Annotated in this window: 19 protein-coding genes and 1 pseudogene; 13 read left to right on the top strand and 7 right to left on the bottom strand. The window is 45.7% G+C overall.

The genetic code is table 11. The features are described 5' to 3' along the window. Positions 1-61 precede the first annotated feature (61 nt). From ACYCSE_RS17850 to ACYCSE_RS17860, 3 genes are all read left to right on the top strand, one after another. Positions 62-1,633 carry a glycoside hydrolase family 32 protein gene (locus ACYCSE_RS17850; protein WP_459699129.1) on the top strand — a complete coding sequence of 524 codons (1,572 nt, stop codon included), beginning with the start codon at positions 62-64 and terminating at the stop codon, positions 1,631-1,633. A 243-nt stretch (positions 1,634-1,876) separates the two neighbouring features. Continuing rightward, positions 1,877-2,425 carry a helix-turn-helix domain-containing protein gene (locus ACYCSE_RS17855; RefSeq protein WP_039269838.1) on the top strand — a complete coding sequence of 183 codons (549 nt, stop codon included), beginning with the start codon at positions 1,877-1,879 and terminating at the stop codon, positions 2,423-2,425. A gap of 100 nt (positions 2,426-2,525) precedes the next feature. Then, the gene (locus tag ACYCSE_RS17860) at positions 2,526-3,041 is read left to right on the top strand and encodes an acyl-CoA thioesterase (protein WP_013309488.1); all 516 of its coding nucleotides are present in this window, start codon (positions 2,526-2,528) and stop codon (positions 3,039-3,041) included. A gap of 110 nt (positions 3,042-3,151) precedes the next feature. On the opposite strand, the gene ACYCSE_RS17865 is transcribed toward ACYCSE_RS17860, so the two are convergent. Continuing rightward, positions 3,152-4,618 (bottom strand): RICIN domain-containing protein, encoded by a 1,467-nt coding sequence (locus ACYCSE_RS17865; RefSeq protein WP_459699132.1) that lies wholly within the window; start codon positions 4,616-4,618, stop codon positions 3,152-3,154. A 227-nt stretch (positions 4,619-4,845) separates the two neighbouring features. Here ACYCSE_RS17865 and ACYCSE_RS17870 point away from each other — a divergent pair, with 227 nt between their 5' ends. Further along, positions 4,846-5,544, top strand: coding sequence for a 4'-phosphopantetheinyl transferase family protein (locus tag ACYCSE_RS17870; RefSeq protein ID WP_459699134.1), 699 nt, complete (start codon positions 4,846-4,848; stop codon positions 5,542-5,544). A gap of 45 nt (positions 5,545-5,589) precedes the next feature. Next, complete coding sequence (locus ACYCSE_RS17875) at positions 5,590-7,179, top strand: amidohydrolase (RefSeq protein ID WP_459699136.1); 1,590 nt, start codon at positions 5,590-5,592, stop codon at positions 7,177-7,179. Between the two features lie 69 nt (positions 7,180-7,248). On the opposite strand, the gene ACYCSE_RS17880 is transcribed toward ACYCSE_RS17875, so the two are convergent. The 3 genes from ACYCSE_RS17880 to ACYCSE_RS17890 all read right to left on the bottom strand — a co-directional run bounded on the left by ACYCSE_RS17880 (position 7,249) and on the right by ACYCSE_RS17890 (position 10,389). Next, complete coding sequence (locus ACYCSE_RS17880) at positions 7,249-8,874, bottom strand: S-layer homology domain-containing protein (protein WP_459699139.1); 1,626 nt, start codon at positions 8,872-8,874, stop codon at positions 7,249-7,251. A gap of 157 nt (positions 8,875-9,031) precedes the next feature. Beyond that, positions 9,032-9,883, bottom strand: a complete 852-nt coding sequence (locus ACYCSE_RS17885; RefSeq protein ID WP_336077439.1) for a DegV family protein — start codon at positions 9,881-9,883, stop codon at positions 9,032-9,034. 32 nt (positions 9,884-9,915) lie between these two features. Further along, on the bottom strand, positions 9,916-10,389 hold the full coding sequence (locus ACYCSE_RS17890) for a hypothetical protein (protein ID WP_069291559.1): 474 nt from the start codon (positions 10,387-10,389) through the stop codon (positions 9,916-9,918). Between the two features lie 219 nt (positions 10,390-10,608). On the opposite strand from ACYCSE_RS17890, the gene ACYCSE_RS17895 reads away from it, so the two are divergent. After that, positions 10,609-10,992 (top strand): DUF423 domain-containing protein, encoded by a 384-nt coding sequence (locus tag ACYCSE_RS17895; protein WP_459699143.1) that lies wholly within the window; start codon positions 10,609-10,611, stop codon positions 10,990-10,992. A gap of 105 nt (positions 10,993-11,097) precedes the next feature. Here the strand turns inward: ACYCSE_RS17895 and ACYCSE_RS17900 are convergent, their stop codons facing one another. The 3 genes and pseudogenes from ACYCSE_RS17900 to infC form a co-directional block, all read right to left on the bottom strand. Then, a complete protein-coding gene (locus ACYCSE_RS17900; RefSeq protein ID WP_250267920.1) occupies positions 11,098-11,646 on the bottom strand; it encodes a hypothetical protein in 549 nt (182 codons plus the stop codon). A 367-nt stretch (positions 11,647-12,013) separates the two neighbouring features. Then, positions 12,014-12,463 (bottom strand): annotated as a pseudogene (locus tag ACYCSE_RS17905) (kanamycin nucleotidyltransferase C-terminal domain-containing protein); the annotation flags it as partial. Positions 12,464-12,523: 60 nt separating this feature from the next. Beyond that, on the bottom strand, positions 12,524-13,036 hold the full coding sequence (gene infC / locus ACYCSE_RS17910) for a translation initiation factor IF-3 (RefSeq protein ID WP_322176073.1): 513 nt from the start codon (positions 13,034-13,036) through the stop codon (positions 12,524-12,526). A 168-nt stretch (positions 13,037-13,204) separates the two neighbouring features. Between infC and ACYCSE_RS17915 the strand changes: the two genes are divergently transcribed. From ACYCSE_RS17915 to ACYCSE_RS17945, 7 genes are all read left to right on the top strand, one after another. After that, the gene (locus tag ACYCSE_RS17915) at positions 13,205-14,200 is read left to right on the top strand and encodes an ABC transporter substrate-binding protein (RefSeq protein ID WP_165176047.1); all 996 of its coding nucleotides are present in this window, start codon (positions 13,205-13,207) and stop codon (positions 14,198-14,200) included. Next, entirely contained in the window at positions 14,197-16,245 is a 2,049-nt protein-coding gene (locus tag ACYCSE_RS17920; RefSeq protein WP_430151284.1) for an iron ABC transporter permease, read from the top strand. The genes ACYCSE_RS17915 and ACYCSE_RS17920 overlap by 4 nt, the downstream gene beginning before the upstream one ends. Positions 16,246-16,376: 131 nt before the next feature. After that, positions 16,377-16,688 carry an ArsR/SmtB family transcription factor gene (locus tag ACYCSE_RS17925; RefSeq protein ID WP_061831898.1) on the top strand — a complete coding sequence of 104 codons (312 nt, stop codon included), beginning with the start codon at positions 16,377-16,379 and terminating at the stop codon, positions 16,686-16,688. A gap of 76 nt (positions 16,689-16,764) precedes the next feature. Beyond that, on the top strand, positions 16,765-17,940 hold the full coding sequence (locus ACYCSE_RS17930) for an MFS transporter (RefSeq protein WP_459699150.1): 1,176 nt from the start codon (positions 16,765-16,767) through the stop codon (positions 17,938-17,940). Between the two features lie 297 nt (positions 17,941-18,237). Then, a complete protein-coding gene (locus ACYCSE_RS17935) occupies positions 18,238-18,465 on the top strand; it encodes a hypothetical protein (protein WP_459699152.1) in 228 nt (75 codons plus the stop codon). Positions 18,466-18,598: 133 nt separating this feature from the next. Next, entirely contained in the window at positions 18,599-19,276 is a 678-nt protein-coding gene (locus ACYCSE_RS17940; protein WP_459699154.1) for a VOC family protein, read from the top strand. Between the two features lie 97 nt (positions 19,277-19,373). Beyond that, positions 19,374-19,829 carry an N-acetyltransferase family protein gene (locus tag ACYCSE_RS17945; protein WP_459699156.1) on the top strand — a complete coding sequence of 152 codons (456 nt, stop codon included), beginning with the start codon at positions 19,374-19,376 and terminating at the stop codon, positions 19,827-19,829. The last annotated feature ends 22 nt before the right edge of the window (positions 19,830-19,851 follow it).

Consider the following 19,851-nt stretch of genomic DNA (forward strand, 5'->3'; position numbering starts at 1 on the left):
CGAGCAAACTCAAATTATTATGTTAAATACCTTATCAACAATCAAAAGGAGAGCGGATACTATGAAAGAATTAAACCTAACGGACGACTATAGCGGCAGAAAGAGAAAAAGTAACTATAGTGAGACGTACAGGCCTCAATTTCATTATTCACCGGAGAAAAATTGGATGAACGATCCCAACGGCATGGTTTACTTTGAAGGAGAGTACCATCTGTTCTACCAGCATACCCCCCATGATACGCAACCTGATTTTGGCAACATGCATTGGGGTCATGCGGTAAGCAAGGATCTAGTGCATTGGACTGAGCTTCCACCGGCAATTCCACCTGGAGAGGACGGAGCGATCTTCTCGGGGAGTGCAGTGGTGGATAAGAACAATACCAGCGGATTTTTCAATGAGGAAGGATCAGGATTGATTGCCATTTATACGAATGAGGGCAACAAGGCTCAGCCTGGAAAGCCGCAGGTGCAAAGCATTGCTTACAGCAAGGATAAGGGTCGAACCTGGACAAAATATGAAGGTAACCCGGTTTTATTTCCAACGGACACGCTAGACTTTCGTGATCCGAAGGTGATTTGGCATGATGAATCATCAATGTGGATCATGGTTCTTGCCGTAAGGGACCGTGTAGAATTTTACACATCTCCAAACCTGAAAGAATGGTCTTTTGCAAGCGAATTCGGTTCCGACATTCCGCATATCCACCGAGGGATATTTGAATGTCCTGATATATTTCGAATCCAAGTGGATGAGGATCCTAATACCACGAAGTGGATTCTGATGCTAAGCGTCGGGGATAGAAATGGTGTGAATCCAGACGATCCGGAACCACCGGCAGGCGGTTCTGGCATGATGTATTTCGTAGGCAGCTTTGACGGTAAGTCGTTCACGCCAGATGAAGCGTTGGAATCTATCGATACTATCAAATGGGTAGACTATGGGTCAGACTTTTACGCGGCCGTGTCCTGGAATGGCATTTCGAACGAAGACGGACGGAAAATTTGGCTCGGCTGGATGAATAATTGGCGTTATGCTACCACGCTTCCTTCAAAGGAATGGCGTGGCAAGACATCAATTCCCCGGGAGCTACAGCTAAGGACTTACCCAGAGGGACTTCGCCTAATCCAAACACCCATAAATGAATTAAGTCAGCTAAGAAAACCGATTTTGTCTCTGCAAGATTTGACGATTAAGCCAGGTATGAACGTGTTGTCTGATATTTCGGCAGCCAAGGCAGAAATTATTGCAGAATTTGAAATCGGTACTGCCGTGGAATTCGGGTTTAAAGTACGGAAGTCCGCCAGTCAGGAGACGATCATCGGATATAATATCTCGAATGAGGAATTGTTCGTCGATCGGACGAAGTCGAGCGCCACTGATTTTCATTCCGATTTCACAGCAATACACAAGGCCACTATGAAGCCAGAGCATGAGAGGATACAGTTGAGCATTTATCTGGATTGGTCAAGTGTCGAAGTCTTCGGCAATCATGGAAAAGCAATCATTTCAGACATGATTTTTCCGGACTTCGAAAGTAAGGGTTTAGAACTCTACGCCATTGGTGGAGAACTAAGGGTCGTGTCGCTTCAGATCAATGATCTGGTAAGCATTTGGGGAAATGAGAATGTGTAGACGTTAACTATTGATATCATTCAAATTTTAATTATCTCACGAAGGAACTCATTGAGTAGCGAGTGTCAAATTGATTTTTCAATTTGACACTTTTTTATATTGGATAAGATAATGAGTTTGTGTAAGCTAGATAGCAATAGGTCTGTTAAGACTTAGTTGTAGATTCATTTTCCGAATGAACCTCTCTCGAGTAAATTGTGTATTCTTCTTATATAGACTTTTGGATACAAGGAGGCAACGTCCGTGGATTCAATGCAGCATATTATTGGCTCTAATTTGGCTCAAATCAGGAAGACTAGAGGATTAAGTTTGGATAAGGTGGCTGAACTGACAGGGGTCAGCAAAGGGATGCTGGCTCAGATTGAGAAGGGGAAATCCAATCCTACGGTAACAACCCTTTGGAAAATTGCGAACGGTTTGCATGTATCCTTCTCCACCTTTCTCAAAGAAGACCCGCCGCAAATCACGAAAATTCGGAGGGAAGACCTGCATCCGGTTATTGATGAGGACGGTAACTATTTTGTTTACCCTGTATTCCCGTATCACGCTGAAAAGAAGTTTGAGGTGTTCACGGTAAGTCTGAAGCCAGGCTTTACACACCAGGCAGAGAAGCATCTGGGTGAGGAAACGATTCTCATGATCCGTGGGGAGATGTACTTTGAAATGCAGGGGCAACAGCTCAAGCTGAGTGCAGGGGATGCTGTGCAATTTCAAGTATCTGACATACATACTTACCGCAATGATTCGGAAGAGGATGCCGATTTTTATGTATTGATTTATTATGCGGATTAGTGGGATGATTAGCATAGTCTAAAACAGGCTTCCACATCAGGATTTTGCAAAATCCAGAGATATAAAAAGAGAGCAACGAGAAAAAGAGAGGAAAGAACCCATGGAAAGCAAGTACATCCGAGAAACCTACTGCTTCAAGACGTCCCGAGTATTTCCCAACGATATCAACAATCATAACACGCTCTTCGGCGGCCGATTGATGTCGTATATCGACGATATCGCATCTATTGCAGCTGCTAAGCTGTGTCGTACGAACACAGTTACAGCCTCTACGGATTCGGTGGATTTTTTGCTACCTATCCATCCGAGTGATTCTGTCACGCTGGAAGCGTTCGTAACCTGGACAGGCCGCAGCTCGATGGAGGTGTTCGTAAAGGTAATTCGTGAAGGACTGATGACTGGCGATCGAAAAATCGCAGCCACCGCCTTCCTGACCTTTGTGGCATTGGACGAGAACAACCGTAAAGTGACCGTGCCGCAGGTGATTCCAGAAACAGAAGAGCAGTTACAATTGCACCAGACGGCTCCATCACGCGCAGCCATACGGCGTCAGCGGAGGGAAGAAAGCAAGCAGTTGGCTAGTTTTCTGACAACAGATTATCCGTGGGAACTGTAACGTACTAGAGATTATCAATTTCATCGTTTTACGTAAAAAGGAGCCGTCTTTTCCGTTAGCAGTCGACCATGATCTGCTTGGAATACGGCTCCTTTTGAAAATAACTTGAGCTATTCTACTTTAACTACACGGAAATGCTGATTTGTCCCACCGTTATCGCCCCATTGAATGGCTTTAGCTCCATCGGCGGTGGCGCCTTCAGAAATATCGATCAGCTTGCCGGTTGCCCGATTTTTCAGCTTGTAATAACCACCGGTTACGGATACTAATTGCCAATGCTGACTGGACCAGCCTCCGTCGCTCCACTGCTCAATAACTGTACCGTCTGTTGTCGTACCGCTTTCAACACCAATTAGCTTTCCGCTGTTGCGGTTTATAATTTTATAATATCCGCTGCCTGCATCCTTGAGCTGCCATTGCTGGTTTGCTGCCCCGGAATTTGCACGCTGCTCCAGATCTGCGCCGTCCGTCGTTGCATTGCCAATAATGCTTAGTGGCTTATTGCTCTTGCGATTGACTAGCTGATAATAGGCATCCGGATCAATGGCAATTGGCGTCGTTATCCCCTCGACCACACCACTGGCGGTGTCAATATTAATGCTGTCGAACCAATCCATGGCTAATGAAGTCGTTGTTGAAAAACGCAGTGGCAACCATACATATTGAGAATCCTGCACAGGACCGCTCCATGCACCCGCCCAACGGTCGCCCAAATACAGGTATGAAGTTGTCTGGGCACCTTCAACAGGAATCACGTAAGCTGACTGTGAACCATATGTCGTACCGTCCCCGAAGTTTATCGTATTACTCCAGGTTCCTTCAATGCTGGATGCGGTAGCATACTTGGCCTGATTGGGATTCCAGCCGGTTGCCCCGGATGTAATCAGGAAGTAGACGTCTCCTTTTTTGAACATCGCCGGAGCTTCACGATATTGTCCAGGCCAAAGTGTAGTCACCAGCGATTCAACTTGCAGAAAATCCGGTGTCAGACGATAAATGTTCAGATCTGCGTTTACCCGGGTAGCCGAAATGAGGTAAGCTGTACCGTTATCGTTGTATACGGTCATATCGCGTGAATCGTAATCCAGAGGACGGAAGCTGCCCTGATACGTGTAATCGCCGTCCACCGTATCGGAAGAGGCGACAGCCACTCGGGCCTCGTTGTAATTAACCCCATTCTCCTTGTGCATCCATAATACGTATTTACGTGTTTTTTCATTATAAATCACTTTCGGACGTTCAATATTCGAAACATTCAGCTCTACGGCGGAGCTGCTGGTCAGTACGTTTTTACGAAACTCCCAGTTTTTTAAATCAGAGGAACGGTAGGCGGATACCGCCTTGAATGTGCCGTTGGGATTACGATTTTCACCAAACCAATAATAGTAACCGTCTACTTTAATCATACCACCCCCATGGGCATGGACCACGTTTCCATCTGTATCTTTAAACTGAATGCCATTCACAACATTCGCTGAAGCGGCTGAAGCGATCTTAGGTGAAAACATCTGAAAAATGCTCAACGTCAGCAAAATAGAGAGCATAATACACAGCAAGCGGGCAAAATCATATTTCATTGTTTCGTCCTCCTCTGTATGTTTTATTTTAAAGCGCTTTCATTAATGGACTCTATGAAGTAGTTTTAATAGAGCTACTTATCCCAATTGTATCCATATTGAATTGAAAGTGCTAGAGTAGTATATTGACCATGTACACGGCACACGCCATCCATATCTAACAGACTTCCATCGAACGGTGAGTGTTACAAACTGGCTGATATTCATTAGGTATACAGGAGGCAACCATGAAAATATACGCGATTGATACGAGCAAGCCGGAGGCTGAGGAGCATTACGAATCACTGGTAAATCAGGTTTCGCTGGAAAAGCAGCACAAGTTAGATCGTTTTTTACATCGGGAAGATGCTTTGAGGGGGTTATATGCCGATGTGCTGCTGAGATGGTTGGCCTGCCGGCAATTGAAGGTATCTAATGCCAGTCTTCAATTTACATACAATGCATTCGGTAAGCCTTCCTTGATCAATGCACCCGCATTCCATTTTAATGTTTCTCACTCGGGAAAATGGGTGGTATGCGCTATTGATGATCACCCGCTTGGAATCGACATTGAACAGCTCCGTCCTATTGATTTTGCGGTAGGTAGAGTGTGCTTTTCAGACACAGAGTATGATGCGTTAATGCGTCAGGACGCAGACAGCCGCTTATCGTATTTTTACGACCTATGGACGCTTAAGGAAAGCTTTGTGAAGGCCGAGGGGCAGGGACTAAACCTACCGTTGAAGTCTTTTTCATTCGAGCTGAAGGCACAGCCATTCATAGGCTTCACGACAGAGGGCTTTACCACCGAGTATTGTCATTTTAAGCAGTATGAGCTGGATCAGGATTATAAAATGGCTGTCTGTGCAGCTCATGACCAATTTGCCCAGCAGGTGCAGCAGATAGATATAAATACACTACGCTTGGAAGTGGCAACACAGGCGTAATATGAAGTGGATATGCGTATAGTTGAATAAAGGAGATGAGTGGCGTTGACATTCGTTTTGTTCAAGCACGGCCGGTTGTATGGGGAGTGGGCTTCCAAAGGAGACTCTATCGTTGTACAGCATGGACGGATACAGGCCATCGGGTATGCTCGGGAGCTTGAATTACAGTTGTCCGGTAAGGAATATGAAACTGTGGATTGGGAAGACGCCTATGTACTGCCAGGCTTAACCGATTCACATATGCATTTGTCTATGCATGGTATGAAGCTGGCTATGCTGGATTTAACATCAGCTACCTCCAAGGAAGAGATGCTGGCTATGCTGCGCAAACGGGTCGCTGTAACACCGCCAGGAGAATGGATTTTAGGACTCAACTGGAATGAAAATGCGTTTATTCCTGTTGAAATACCGGATATAGCCGAGCTGGATGCCATTACAGATCAGCATCCGGTATATCTCACTCGTACGTGCTTTCATACGTTCTTGGCCAATTCAGAGGCATTTCGACGTGCGGGTATTAACGAGGACACCCCTGACCCGGCTTCGGGAGCCTATGGGCGAGATGCAGATGGACGGTTGAACGGATTGATTTATGAGGAAGCATCCTTTGCCTTTACTAGCGTGCAGCCAGAGCCGGATTATTCGGTTAAGAAGGATACGATTCGGCGGGCTTGTATGGATGCGCTGAGGCTTGGTTTGACTGCTGCGCACACAGAGGATTTACGTTTTTTGGGCAGCGTGGAGACGATGCAGCGAATTTACAGGGAGCTGAGGGAAGAAGGTCTTCCTTTTCGCACACACCAGCTCATCTATCATCCATTTTTGGAAGAAGCGAAAGTGCAAGGGCTGCGTGCAGGTACCGGAAATGAGTGGTTTAAAATCGGTGCGATAAAAATGTTTGCCGATGGCGCTATTGGTGGAAGAACGGCTTTATTATCCGAACCTTATAGTGATGCTCCACATACCTGTGGAATGGCGATCCAACCGCAGCCAGAGCTGAATCATATGGTGGCTGCTGTCAGAGCCGCAGGCTATCCGGTGGCTGTGCATGCCATAGGGGATGGGGCGGCGCACATGATTTTGACAGCGATGGAGGCTCATGCGCTCACGGAGGAAAGCGGTTTGCCAGACCGCCTGATCCATGGACAGGTGCTTAGGGGTGATTTGGTCAAGAGAATGGCGAAGCTGCCGCTGATCGCGGACATCCAGCCCCGTTTTGTCGCAAGTGACTTCCCTTGGGTACTGGGTCGGGTGGGGAAAGAACGGACTGAATATTTATATGCCTGGAAAAAGCTACTGGAAGCAGGCATTCCATGTGCTGGAGGTAGCGACGCGCCGATTGAGCCGTTAAACCCTTTTCTTGGTATTCATGCGGCAGTGACTCGTGCCAAGCCGGAAGAAATGCATGAGGGCTATCTTCCCGCTGAAAAGCTGGATGTACATGAAGCCATTCATTTGTTTACCACGGGAAGCGCAGTAGCAGCCGGTGAGGCTGATGAAAGAGGGACGATAGCTGAAGGGAAAGCCGCTGACTTTACAGTCATTGACCGTGTTGTATCGGAAAGCCCGCAAGCTTTACTTGATGTTAAGGTACGAATGACAGTTGTAAACGGGAAAGTTGCATATCGGTCATAGGCTGGGGATAAGTATATATGTCAAAAGCCTTCAACTTCACTTTTCATGTGAGGTTGAAGGCTTCGTATTTTATAAACCACGCTGTATAAATCGGTCTGCGTTTTTTACACTGGACCACAGATCAGAGCTTGCTCCGCCCGGATACCAGTAGGCGAAGCCAGCAAACCCAGCATCCTGTCCCAAGCGATACTTACGAGTGAAGGATCGTCCTTCCTCGAGCCACAGCTTATGAAGCTGCGTGTCTTTGTAAGACACGGTATACTGCTGAATATCCTCATTCCAGATTGGTTTGGAGCCGGAACGAGATACTAGCTGGTTTTGCTGATCTAATGAAATATCAGAGGAAGCGATTGATTGCCCGCTAGCGTTAAGCGTCCAGTTCCGTGTAAATAATGGCAACGCCAAGATCGCTTTCTCCGGATGGGTGGTTTGTACAAAACGCCGCACGCTTTCACGGAGCCATGGCAGTGAGGACACAGAGCCGGGGATCGAGCTACCTCCCCAATGCTCGTCATATCCCATCAGGATCAGATAGTCTGCCGCAGCGCCAAGCTGTTTATAATCAAACGCGGCAGTCCAGTCCGTTCCGTAATCAGGAGATACACAAATCGCCAGTACCGTATTCTGACTCTTCAACTTAGCTTTTAATTGTTGGACGAACAATGTTAAATTGGCACGATCCTGACCATCTACATTTTCAAAATCAATGACAAGTCCGTTCAAACCGTACACAGATACGGCATTAGCAAGCTGAGTTATGGTTGTATTTCGTAGAACCTCACTGGACAGAATTTGGTGCGTCAGTGCCAGGTTGGAACGGTTGCCTACCATCGCCCAGATATTTTTATGATGCTGTTTGGACCAGGCAAGCAGCGACGAATTGGTATAATCGCTGATAATACCTGTTTCATTTAGAAAAAACCAACGTGGTGATAGGGTGTTGATGTTGGATTGGAGCACCGTATTTTCAAACTGCTGAACGGTTTGATCATATTGCCAGCCTATTCGGATGGAAGAAGCGGTGGAAGCAGTTTGGTTAGCATGCTTTGTTGAATACGTTAGCAGTCGTTCCAGCACTACTGCTGTTTCTTCACGGGTCAGAGAGGATGCAGGACGGAAATAGTTACTTTCACCTTTCATAAAGCCGTAACGATTTACGGTGGTTACCGCATCAAGGGCCCAATCTGCAATTTCGCCAGTATCTGTGAAGGAGGAAGTAGCATCTCCTGATCCGCCCGAAGAGCGGATGAGACGTGCGATCATTAAGGCCGCTTCTTGACGGGTTATGGGACTATTAGGTTGGAATGTAGCGGACGTTCCCCCCTGAACGATATTAAGTTGAGAAGCCGCTTCAATCCATCCATAGTACCACGTCTTTTTGGCAACATCTCGGTAGGAGGAAACGGCCGCTTGTACAGGCTCCAGACCGAGTGTACGGTCCAGTGCGGTAACCCATTCGGCTCTGGTAACAGCCTTTTTAGGAGAGAAGTAATCAGGTTGTGTACCGTTCAAAATTCCTTTAGCGTGCAGGGAAATAATAGACTGATAGGCATAGCTGTGTGCAATATCTTGGAACGTAGCGCCGGATGCTGCTGCTGGAGCAGCTAAGTATGAAGTGAATGTTGTGAATATTGTGATGGCTGCAGTTGCTGAAAGCGTGAGCCTGGTTAACCAACGTGATCGTTTGGAACTCATACCAAATAACCTTCTTTTTTATGATAGATTGTAGACTCATATATCGTTACTCGACGAATAATACTATCAAAAAGAGGAAAGTTATTCATTGCTAAATTGCTGGAAAAATACCAAAAAACCCGCCACCTATGCGGCAACGGGTTTGATATTGGATAAACTATGCTTTTTTGGCATACATAATACCGATGGTCTGTGGACCACAATGACTGGAAATGACACAGCCTGCTGTAGTTAGCAGTACCTCTTGTGCGTTCGTTTCTTCTTTCAAGCGAGCTTGCAGCATTAGCGCGTCTTCCTCGGCCAAAGCGTGCACGACAATAATGATATCGTTATCCATCTGATCTCGTTGATTCAGTGCATTTTGCAGCATCTGATCCAAAGCTTTTTCACGTTTGCCGCGGACTTTGTAGGCAGGCGTCATTTTTCCGTCAATCACTTTGATCACCGGACGAATTTTGAGCAGACTGCCGATTAGGTTTTGCATGCCTGAACATCTTCCGCCTTTATACAGGTATTCAAGTGTATCAATGACAAATTCCGTGTCTATGAGCGGCCTGGTTTTCGTCAACATGTCTACAATCTGCTCTATCGTATTGCCGTTGGCTGCCGCACGAGCAGCTTTCATCACAAGCAGGCCAAAGCCGCACGATAAATTCAAGGAATCAAAAACCGTAACGCGGCCTTCCGGAAATTCAGAGGCAGCGAGTAGCGCATTCTGGTACGTCGATGATAGCTCGGAAGACAGACTGATATATAAAATGTCGTCCCCTTGTTCTATGTAGGGCGCAAAGGCTTGAATAAAATCCGACGGAGAAGGTGCGGCGGTACGAGGTAAATGTCCCTCGCGGCTTACACGTTGAAATAATTGTTCCGGGTGAATGTTCACCCCATCCTGCAATGCCTCATCACCAAATACTGTATACAATGGCACAATGCTAATCTCGTACTGTTGACGCCAGTGAGCAGGAACATCACTGGTACTGTCGGCAAAAATTTTAATTTTGTTCATACATTGAATCCTCTCTGTGTGATGCAGAAAAATTATAAAGATTGCACGGAGGAAGGATAGATATCCGCTGTGCTATTCGGAACGGAAAGACCGATGGCCAGAAGAGCAATAAAGCCCACAATAATAAGTGCATTAATGATTAAGCCTGTAATAGCAAAGGTTTTCTTACGGTTTTTTAACGCAATTCCAATGATACCAACCACAAGTCCGCTACAATTCAGCAACAGGCTGCCTAAAAAAATAAAAGGAAGCAATACCGTTCCGGTTTGCTGTAGAGCGACTTCCGGGTTCAACGTTTGGTATTGGCTGAAATGAGCCAGCAGATTAATGACCATAATAGCCAGAATAATATATCCGATCAGGCTGACAAGCGACATAATAAAAGAAGCAATTCCGGGACCGGAATGTTTGAGCTTGACCGGAGGCTGAAACACAGGAGCTTCTGAAAAAACAGGGTGCTCCTCAGACGCAGCAGGTTTTTGCAAATTAGGATCTTGGTAACTCATTTTTTCCACTCCTTGAACATAGTCCGAACAGGTACTAATTTTCCACAAAATAAACAAAAAAGCAAGCCATCCTACACATTATCCTTCAGAAGACAGGGTCTAATCATCCAATTCTGTATGCGGCCTGTTCACACACGCTGGCTGGTAAACTTCATACGGTTTCGATAAAATAAGAAGAACATTCGGCTAAAAGGATGAGATGAAAAGGAGTACACAAACATGCAACGAAAATGGATATTTGTGGGATCTATATTGATGATGTTGGCGGTAGCCATTGGAGCGTTCGGGGCACATATTGTGAAAGCCCGGATCGACGCGGATGCTTTGGCCGTGTATGAAACAGGTGTGAAATATCATATGATTCACGCTGTCGGTTTGCTGATCATTGCGTTGGCTGCCGGACAGTGGGGTCCTTCCAACCGTTTAAGATGGGCAGCGCGTCTGTTATTGACGGGTATCATTTTATTTTCTGGTAGCTTGTATGTGCTAAGTTTGACCGGAATCCGTGTGCTGGGGGCTATTACCCCTCTAGGAGGCGTGTGTTTTATTGCAGGATGGATATTGCTGGCATGGGCTGCCATGGGTCTGAAGAAAGAGGATTAGAGTTCTTTTCGGATAATGCAAAAAAAGAGAATGGACAAGAAAGACGTCATGTTTTTCCTGCCCGTTCTCTTTTTTCATGCTTCGTTTTTTTATGAAATATTACATTTACGATGTGATTTCATCGATCTCATTCATTTTAAAGGAGTACACTTGCTTCTCATCTACATGATACACACTCAGTAGGCTGTTATCATGATCCAGATTGAGGATGCGGCAAGGAATGCTGCGCTGTCCGCCATAGCGGTTCACGATTAACCGTACAAGCGTGTTATCTTGAATATAGCGTTTGATCCATTCATACGTACTAAGGTCTTGTTGAATTGCAGGCTTTGGCTGTACGTGGGATTGTTTGATCTCTTGAACGACTGGTGGCTTGTTCGTAATTGCGGCTGATTTCTTTTTAGAGAATTTTTCCGCGAGCGTAGCGGCTGCATTAGATGGGTTATTCACGGCCGACTGTTTTTTTAGGTACAGTGCAGCTTCAATTAAATTGCCAAGTTCGATACCGGATTGAATCCGGCTATCCGCAATTTGTTCATTTTGGCTCAAGAGATTAAGCAGGAACTGAAGGGCCTCTACGTTCGAACGACCTTTAACTAATACATCTACATTAAATAAATAACTGGTTTCGTCTTGATTTGATTCCTTTTTCATACATCCTCCAGCCCAAGCCATGGGTAATTAGTCTTTTATAGTACCTATCAATATATCATTAAAACGTAATCTATCATAGTGCCTAAGGCCCTGTTGTTGGATATTAACAAAAATAAAATCTATACAAAGCCCTACGCTAAAATTTTCTCAGATAAGCAAAGCCAGAGTTACATATACAGAGAATAAAGGAGGTAGGGGGTGAAATCAAGTGGTTTAAATTTTAAATATATTACAGTGGAAAAATATAACAAAGCAGTATCATCCATCCAGAAGAAAAGTAAAATCCCCCTTATTGAAAGGGGGATTGGGCATATCAAAAAAATGATATATTATAGTAAGCGCAATTAAAGCAATTTTATTTTCGATTAAACTCATACATTTCACCTACAAGCACTTCGTTGATGGCATGCCTGAAATCTTCCTTTGTTGGGGATTCGGCCGCTTCCTTTAATATAGAAAAAAAGTTTTTAGGATCATACAGACGAAGTGGGGAAAAGAAGGGTCCATGTGTCAACGGCCAATCGCCCTCAACAGTAGAGGCAATTTTAAGAAGAATGTCTGAACTACAGACGTTCACCTCAGCTTTCCAGGGGCCCGCCGACCATTCATGGCTAAATTCTATGGGGCCGTTTGGTTCACTCAGTACACAAAACATTTCAATGTCAAAAAAAGGGCCGTCAGTACCTTTGGCAACAGATCCATAGATCCCTATAGCCAGAATTTTGTCTCTGTATACTTCATGTAACCTCGCAGCTATTTCGTGGCAAGTCTGAAGTCTCTCACTTCGAGAAATGTTGACAGGTCCATTCATGTCCATTAGTGATCTCCCTCTGCTTCCTACGGTCTTAGTGATTTGTCCAATTTACCGATTTGCCATTCAGCGAGGGTTTAATTTCACTTGTGAGCCCTTGCCGCCCGTCTGGATTCCAGTATCCTTAACTCCGGCTTCCTTCAGATCGACTAGTAACCGCTCTAGTACCGCTTTGGCGACAGGTGCTTCTTTTGCACCAGACGCTTTAACGACCAACTGCACCGGTTTGCCGGAACGCAGATGTTTGTCTGCCTGACGCAGCTTCGTGTCGTAATCATGCTCCTCAATATGAGCAGTGAAGCGAAGCTCCTTGACCTTTTCTTTGCCGCTGTTTCTTGCGGCTCGGCCGACATTTTTGCTTGCTGCGGTTTCTTTTTGCGCCAGCGCTTTTCCTTTGCCCTTTGCGACCAAGCTACAGGGCGGTGGACTGCTCATGAGTGAGGTACATACCAGGTCCACCCCTTGGGATCGGGCCATAGCCAAGGCTTCTGACTTGGAGACAACGCCGAGCTTCTCTCCCGCGAGTCCAGTGAGTACCACTTCGTCAGCTTTAATTTGCTCGTTGATTAATACTGCCACGTAAATGTAGCCTCCCTTAAACAATGATAAAGCTATCATATACGGAACCTGTTTGCGATTCAATTTTAGATTTATCCGTATTGACAAAAGTCACTAAGCCCTATAATCTTTTACTGATAATGATTATCATTTTCCGATGCAATATACATACAGGGGTGATTGAGAGAAATGAAAAAGATGTTGAATAGCCTATTATTATTTGTAGTTTTTACTATTGTATTGGCGGGCTGCGGTGCAGCTGGGGATAGCTCGAAGACGGAAGGTACTGCAGGGTCTGAGCAGACATCCACAACGGCTGGTCCGGTTACGGTTAAGGACGACCACGGGGAAGTCAAACTGGACAAGCCAGCGGAACGTGTCGTGGTACTCGAATGGACGTTTACCGAGGATCTCATTGCACTTGGCGTACAGCCGGTCGGCAATGCAGACAATGAAAACTACAAGCTGTGGGTAACACCGGAGGCGAAGCTGGCTGATACCGTAACTGATATCGGCACACGGGGCGAACCGAATCTAGAAGCGATTGCAGCGCTCAAGCCGGATCTTATTATCTCTAACGCCGATAACAATGCAGCGATCTATGCGCAGCTTAAAGGAATTGCACCAACGATAGAATTCGATCCTTACAAGGGGAACGGCTATGATTACGACCGTATGGTTGAAATCTTTAAGCAAGTAGCTGTAGCTACCGGTAAAACGGAACAGGCTGATAAGGTCCTAAGCGAACTTGACCAGCACTATGTAGATGCAAAGGCTACATTGGAGAAGGCGGGCAAAGCAGACTTTCACTATGCGCTGACACAGGCCTTTACAGCTCAAAATGCTGCCAGTCTACGAATGTTCAAAGAAAATTCGGTTGTAGTGGGAACGCTTGCGAAAATCGGCATGGTGAACGACTGGAAGTCGGACCAGACCGAGAAATACGGGTTTAGCACCGTTGGCATTGAAGCTCTTCCAGCTGTACAGGACAGCAATTTTATCTATATTACACAAAAGACGGACGATGTATTTGGAGCCGCGATGAAGAACAACTCGGTATGGAACGGACTGAACTTTGTCAAAGAAAAACGTACCTATCCGCTGGACGGTACAACATGGACATTCGGTGGTCCTATCTCATCCAAAGTACTGGTTGATCAAGTAGTGGGAGCTCTGACGAAATGACCCGAACAGACACAACGGGTTTATCGAAGACTTGGCGTGTAGGAAGCATCTTTGGGGGCGGATTGATCGTCCTCATCGTGCTTTTTTTTGTAAGCTTGTGTTATGGAGAGGCTTCAATCCCGCTGCATACAGTAATTGAGGCGTTGACCCAGCGTCAGAATACGCTTGATCATAACATGGTGTGGGATCTCCGAATGCCGCGTACGGTCATCGGAATCCTAGCAGGTGGTGCGCTGGCCATCGCCGGTGCTCTGCTCCAGGCCATCACCAAAAATCCGCTGGCGGCTTCTGATACACTAGGAATTAACGCTGGTGCCTACTTTGTGGTCGTCCTTGGCGCGGTGATGTTTCCCGGATTGCTGCATCAGGCGCCGTTTCTATTTGCCGCTGTCGGCGGCCTGCTTGCAGCGGTACTCGCTTACTTCATGGGCGGGGGACGAGCTGGAAGTCCGATTCGGTTGGCGCTTGCCGGCTTGATTGTATCCATGGTTCTCGGTTCGTTTACCGGAGCTTTGCATATCTTTTATTCATTTGAAACCCAGGGACTGTTTCTCTGGGGTTCTGGCTCGCTTGTGCAAAACGACTGGAGCGGGACAACTTACGCCTGGCCCTGGGTCGTAGGACTCTCGGTCATTGCCGTTCTGCTGTCAAGGCAGTTTGATGTCCTGGATCTGGATGAGTCCACATCCACGTCACTCGGGCAAAAGGTTAGCTTGACCCGGGCGGTGGGAATTGTATTGGCTGTCCTGCTGTCAACCATTACAGTCAGCGTCATTGGACCCATTGGTTTTGTGGGTTTGGTAGCTCCGCATTTGGTGCGCTTAAGCGGTCTAAAAATGCATCGTTGGGTGCTGCCCGGTTCCTTCCTCTGGGGGGCATTGCTGTTGACGGGCGCTGACGTGCTGGCGAAAATGGTCCACCAATCAAGCATGGACCTGCCGACCGGAGCAGTGATGGCCTTGATCGGTGCTCCTTGGTTAATTTGGCTGATTCTGTGGAAAATGAAGCTGCCTTCTGGTATTAGCGGGCAGTCTTCCATGAACATAGGTGTGCGCTCTCGGAAATTACCGTATGGCAGGCTGGTCACGTTGTTTGGATGCGGTGCCGTGCTGTTGACTGTATTCAGCCTGATGTTTGGAGGGATGCGAATTCCTGTCGGCGATCTATTGTCCGGCCTGTTCGGCGGTGAGAACGCAAATTCGGCCTTGCTGCAGTTTAGAATTCCGCGCACGCTGGTGGCAGCTGGGGCTGGTATCGCGCTTGCGGTCAGCGGTGTCTTGATCCAATTAGCCGTTCGTAATCCCTTAGCGGATGCCTCGATCATTGGTGTTTCTTCAGGGGCTGGCTTTGGTGCGCTTGCAGTGATTATCGTTTGGCCTGGGCTACCTGTTTATATGCTGCCCATCGCGGCGATTGCCGGAGCGACGGTGTCGGCGGCGGTGATCTTCTTTTTATCATGGAACAAGCACCTAAACCCGTCTGTGGTCATCCTACTTGGGATTGCTGTATCAGCGATCGGAGCAGCCGGCATTCAGGTACTGATTATCCAAGGCTCGCTTTGGGGCAGCACAGGCTATATTTGGCTGACGGGTAGTACCTACGCTCGAAACTGGGGACAGGTGGCGACGATTCTGGCCTTTCTGCTCGTGTTGTTGCCAATAGCCTGGTGGCTAGCTCGCCGCTTCGATCTTTTGGTGTTTGACGATAGCAGCGCTATGGGACTGGGACTTCCGGTGCGCCGCACCCGGCTGCTGGCCATGGCAGTGGGTGTGCTGCTGGCGGGTGGAGCGGTAGCCTGTGTGGGGACAATTGGCTTCATCGGGCTGATTGCTCCGCATATCGTGCGTACGTTGATTGGGCACCATGTACGCCGCTCCATTGTTCTGTCGAGCCTCTTGGGAGCAGTAATGCTGGTGCTGGCTGATACGATTGGCCGGACAGTGCTTGCGCCGACCGAAATTCCTTCCGGATTGCTGATCGCACTGATCGGTGCACCGTATTTCCTATACTTGATGTATCGCTCCAATAAGAGTAAGTCAGTGTAGTTGAATATGTACTTGAACAGGCTGCTTCCCAGCGGAATTTTCCGTGGGGAAGCAGCCTTTATTATTTATTTTTCTACGTGATCATTGGACTTTATATTTACAAATCTAATAAAATAGATATAATGTTTTATATGGAACCGTCACTGATTTATAAAGCATTGTCAAACGAAACTCGTCGTCTAATTATGCTGTGGTTAAAAAAACCAGAAGAGTTTTTTGATGAACAGGCTTATCTAAAGCAAGGGCTTAATTTTCAAATTGGTGTATGTGTGGGAGATATTCAGGCTAAATCGGGACTTGCGCAGTCTGTGATTTCAAGTTATTTATTAACGATGCAAAAATCCGGTTTGTTAGAGTCTGAGCGTATTGGGAAGTGGACGTACTATCGTCGGAATGAAAAAACAATCCGGGAATTTGCCGAGTACGTTCAAAAGGAACTATAAACTGAAAGGAGGTTTTTTTTCACATAACATATCTATAAATCTATATATATAATTAAATTGGAGGCTTATACTTAAAATGAAAAAGGTTAACCCGTTACTTATTATCATTCTGGCTTTAGGCGTATTCGGCATTATTACAACGGAAATGGGGATTATAGGCGTTCTCCCTCAAGTAACCCAAAAATTCAATGTATCAGCTGCCCAGGCTGGTTGGCTCGTCAGTATTTTTTCTTTAGTTGTTGCCATTTCAGGTCCGTTCTTGACCTTACTCGTTTCCGGCATGAATCGTAAAGTCATTCTATTAACCGCTGTATTTAGTTTTGTCATTTCTAATATTGTCTATGCCTATACCACTCATTTTGAGGTCATGCTCATTTTTCGTGTTCTTCCTGCTATTTTTCATCCTGTCTTTTTTTCGGTCGCTCTCGTGACTGCATCTCATCTTGTCCCCCCTGAAAAGAGTAGTAAAGCCGTCACCAAGGTTTTCGCTGGAATCACAGTAGGATTTGCGTTTGGCGTGCCTTTGACTTCCTATCTTGCTGAAAAGATATCGTTAGAAGCTGCTTTCTTGTTTGGAGCTGTCGTAAGCATGATTGCATTTGTGGGAATACTCGTATGGCTTCCTTCCCTGCCCGTTCAGGAAAAGATGTCTTATGGCAAACAGCTTGGTATATTACGTAAACCTCAATTGTGGTTCAACATTGTGACTGTTATTTTTATCTTTGCAGCTATGTTTTCGGTGTATAGCTACTTTGCCGAATATCTTGGAGAAGTAACTCTTATGAACGGGTCATGGATCAGTATGATGTTGATGGTCTTTGGAATCGTCATGATTTTTGGAAACTTTTTATTTGGAGGATTATTACATAAAAATCTGACCAAGACCGTCATCATGTTCCCATTGCTATATATGGTCATTTACGTATTCACTTATGCTCTGGGAGCTTCTTTCCTACCGATGATTGTGGTTGTACTCATTTGGGGGGCCGTGCATTCCGGGGGGCTAATTATTAGTCAAACATGGTTAACCACTGAAGCAAAAGAAGCTCCAGAGTTTGGTAACAGTCTATTTGTCTCATTTTCTAATCTGGGTATTACGATAGGGGCTGCTATGGGCGGGTGGTTTATCTCTCACTTGGGAATACACCAGCTCATCTGGAGCGGAATGATGTTTGCACTGCTGGCGTTTTTATCTATGATTATAAAAATAAAATTGTTCAATTCGAATGCAACGGAAGTCAACGTGCATTAAAATATGGAGAGATATTAGAAGAGTACTCTAGACGATGATGACCATAAAATGATGCATGGGGTGATGTTGATTGCATTTCGTATGGACTTCGATCTTAATGACATTCGTAATCGTTATCGGGATTTTGGCGTTGCTCATTTGGGGAGTGATATCCTTAATTAAGCGTTTTCGCTAATCGCAATGAGGAAGTAGACATCTCTATGTACAGGTGTAACCTTGCATCAATACGTTCAAATTCTCAATTATAACGGGCATACTCAGCGATCAGTAGAGCTTTTAAATGAGGAGATTGTAGATTTGGAAGGTGCAGGGTACCGGATTATACATGCTGAACCTTATATTCAGATGGCGGAAACACTTCTTCATCAGAGCAACCCTGTATTAGCTCATGAATATCTCCAGAAGGCATACTTGATTGGAAATGCAAGAGCATTTCGGGACCAGCCCAAGCTTTATCAAGAAATGGCGAAAAGTAAATCTCTGGATGAACAGGATATACTACTTCAATTGCGGCGTTGGATGTGAACGCCAAACTTCTAAGCGATTTAGAGGATAATCAACAACCAATGTAATGGTCCTATACAGTCCTAGACAAAATGCCAATTTGGATACGTACAGATAATGGGCTTATCAATTATTTATGAGGAGGACGATTGCATTGAAATTAAAGGAAGTGCTCTTAGGCACACACAGTTTCGAAGCGATGAAAGCTTTTTACGGCTCTCTCCTGGATTTGCAGGTTGTAGAGGAGGGGCCTTCGCGGTTGTCGTTTCAAGTAGGGGAATCGGTTCTTGCCTTTCAGGAATCCTCCCACATAGAAAATGAGTTTTACCATATTGCCTTTACGATTCCAACAAATAAATTCATAGAGGCAAAACAGTGGGCCATCGACCGTGGGATTTCATTGATTTCAAAACCCCAAGAAGAAGATGAGTTTTTTTTCGAAAACTGGAATGCAACAGCGCTTTATTTCTATGATCCAGATCATAACCTTGTTGAATTCATTGCCCACCATACACTCGATAATGCAGTCGCTGAAGCTTTCGGACCCAACTCTATACTTCGTATAAGCGAGATTGGTCTTCCGGTCGATGATGTTCCAGAGGTATCTAGAATAATTACCGAAACGTTCCAACTTAATTCATGGGGAGGGGCTGGACAGAAATTCGCGCCGCTAGGGGATGTAGAAGGTTCCTTTATTGTCATAGACAAGCAACGGCCTTGGTTTCCTGATGATAGGCTTCCGGCCGTATTTAACACCAGTGTCTTGTTTGAAGCTCCATGCTCTGCCCGTCTTTCGCTTCACAATGGTTTGTATGAATTGAGATCAATCTAAGTTAAGGCTTCATCTCATCGCCACCACCCCCGGATTTCTGGAATGAGCCTACGAAAGAGGGAAGTCCGGGGACCACAATACATTCAGGAGAGAATATATGAATATTAGACTACTTAATTCGAATGAAAATTATCCAATAGAGCTTTTGTTACTAGCTGATCCTTCGCACCAACTTGTTGAGGAATATTTGAAAAGAGGGGAGTGTTATGTAGCAGAAATTGACCAGCATATTGTCGGAGTCTATGTCCTTTTACCTACAAGACCTGAAACAGTTGAGTTAGTGAATATAGCAGTATCAGAAGATATGCATGGTAAAGGAATAGGTAGACAATTAGTGACACATGCAATTGAAACAGCCAAGACACAAGGTTATAAAACGATGGAGGTGGGCACAGGGAACTCTAGCATTGGGCAGTTAGCTCTCTACCAAAAATGTGGGTTCAGAATTGTTGGTGTAGATCTAGATTTCTTTGTTAGACACAACTATCTAGAAGAAATTTATGAGAATGGCATACAATGTAGAGATATGATTCGTATGTCTCAGGATTTATAGAGCTTAATTTTCTTTGCAAACC

Source organism: Paenibacillus sp. SEL1 (genome assembly GCF_054602535.1).

Excerpts from the sequence above, each read along its gene's own strand:
- ACYCSE_RS17850 (WP_459699129.1), top strand. The coding sequence starts at position 62 with ATGAAAGAATTAAACCTAACGGACGACTATAGCGGCAGAAAGAGAAAA.
- ACYCSE_RS17860 (WP_013309488.1), top strand. The coding sequence starts at position 2,526 with ATGGAAAGCAAGTACATCCGAGAAACCTACTGCTTCAAGACGTCCCGA.
- ACYCSE_RS17865 (WP_459699132.1), bottom strand. The coding sequence starts at position 4,618 with ATGAAATATGATTTTGCCCGCTTGCTGTGTATTATGCTCTCTATTTTG.
- ACYCSE_RS17870 (WP_459699134.1), top strand. The coding sequence starts at position 4,846 with ATGAAAATATACGCGATTGATACGAGCAAGCCGGAGGCTGAGGAGCAT.
- ACYCSE_RS17880 (WP_459699139.1), bottom strand. The coding sequence starts at position 8,874 with ATGAGTTCCAAACGATCACGTTGGTTAACCAGGCTCACGCTTTCAGCA.
- ACYCSE_RS17885 (WP_336077439.1), bottom strand. The coding sequence starts at position 9,883 with ATGAACAAAATTAAAATTTTTGCCGACAGTACCAGTGATGTTCCTGCT.
- ACYCSE_RS17890 (WP_069291559.1), bottom strand. The coding sequence starts at position 10,389 with ATGAGTTACCAAGATCCTAATTTGCAAAAACCTGCTGCGTCTGAGGAG.
- ACYCSE_RS17895 (WP_459699143.1), top strand. The coding sequence starts at position 10,609 with ATGCAACGAAAATGGATATTTGTGGGATCTATATTGATGATGTTGGCG.
- ACYCSE_RS17900 (WP_250267920.1), bottom strand. The coding sequence starts at position 11,646 with ATGAAAAAGGAATCAAATCAAGACGAAACCAGTTATTTATTTAATGTA.
- ACYCSE_RS17915 (WP_165176047.1), top strand. The coding sequence starts at position 13,205 with ATGAAAAAGATGTTGAATAGCCTATTATTATTTGTAGTTTTTACTATT.
- ACYCSE_RS17920 (WP_430151284.1), top strand. The coding sequence starts at position 14,197 with ATGACCCGAACAGACACAACGGGTTTATCGAAGACTTGGCGTGTAGGA.
- ACYCSE_RS17925 (WP_061831898.1), top strand. The coding sequence starts at position 16,377 with ATGGAACCGTCACTGATTTATAAAGCATTGTCAAACGAAACTCGTCGT.
- ACYCSE_RS17930 (WP_459699150.1), top strand. The coding sequence starts at position 16,765 with ATGAAAAAGGTTAACCCGTTACTTATTATCATTCTGGCTTTAGGCGTA.
- ACYCSE_RS17945 (WP_459699156.1), top strand. The coding sequence starts at position 19,374 with ATGAATATTAGACTACTTAATTCGAATGAAAATTATCCAATAGAGCTT.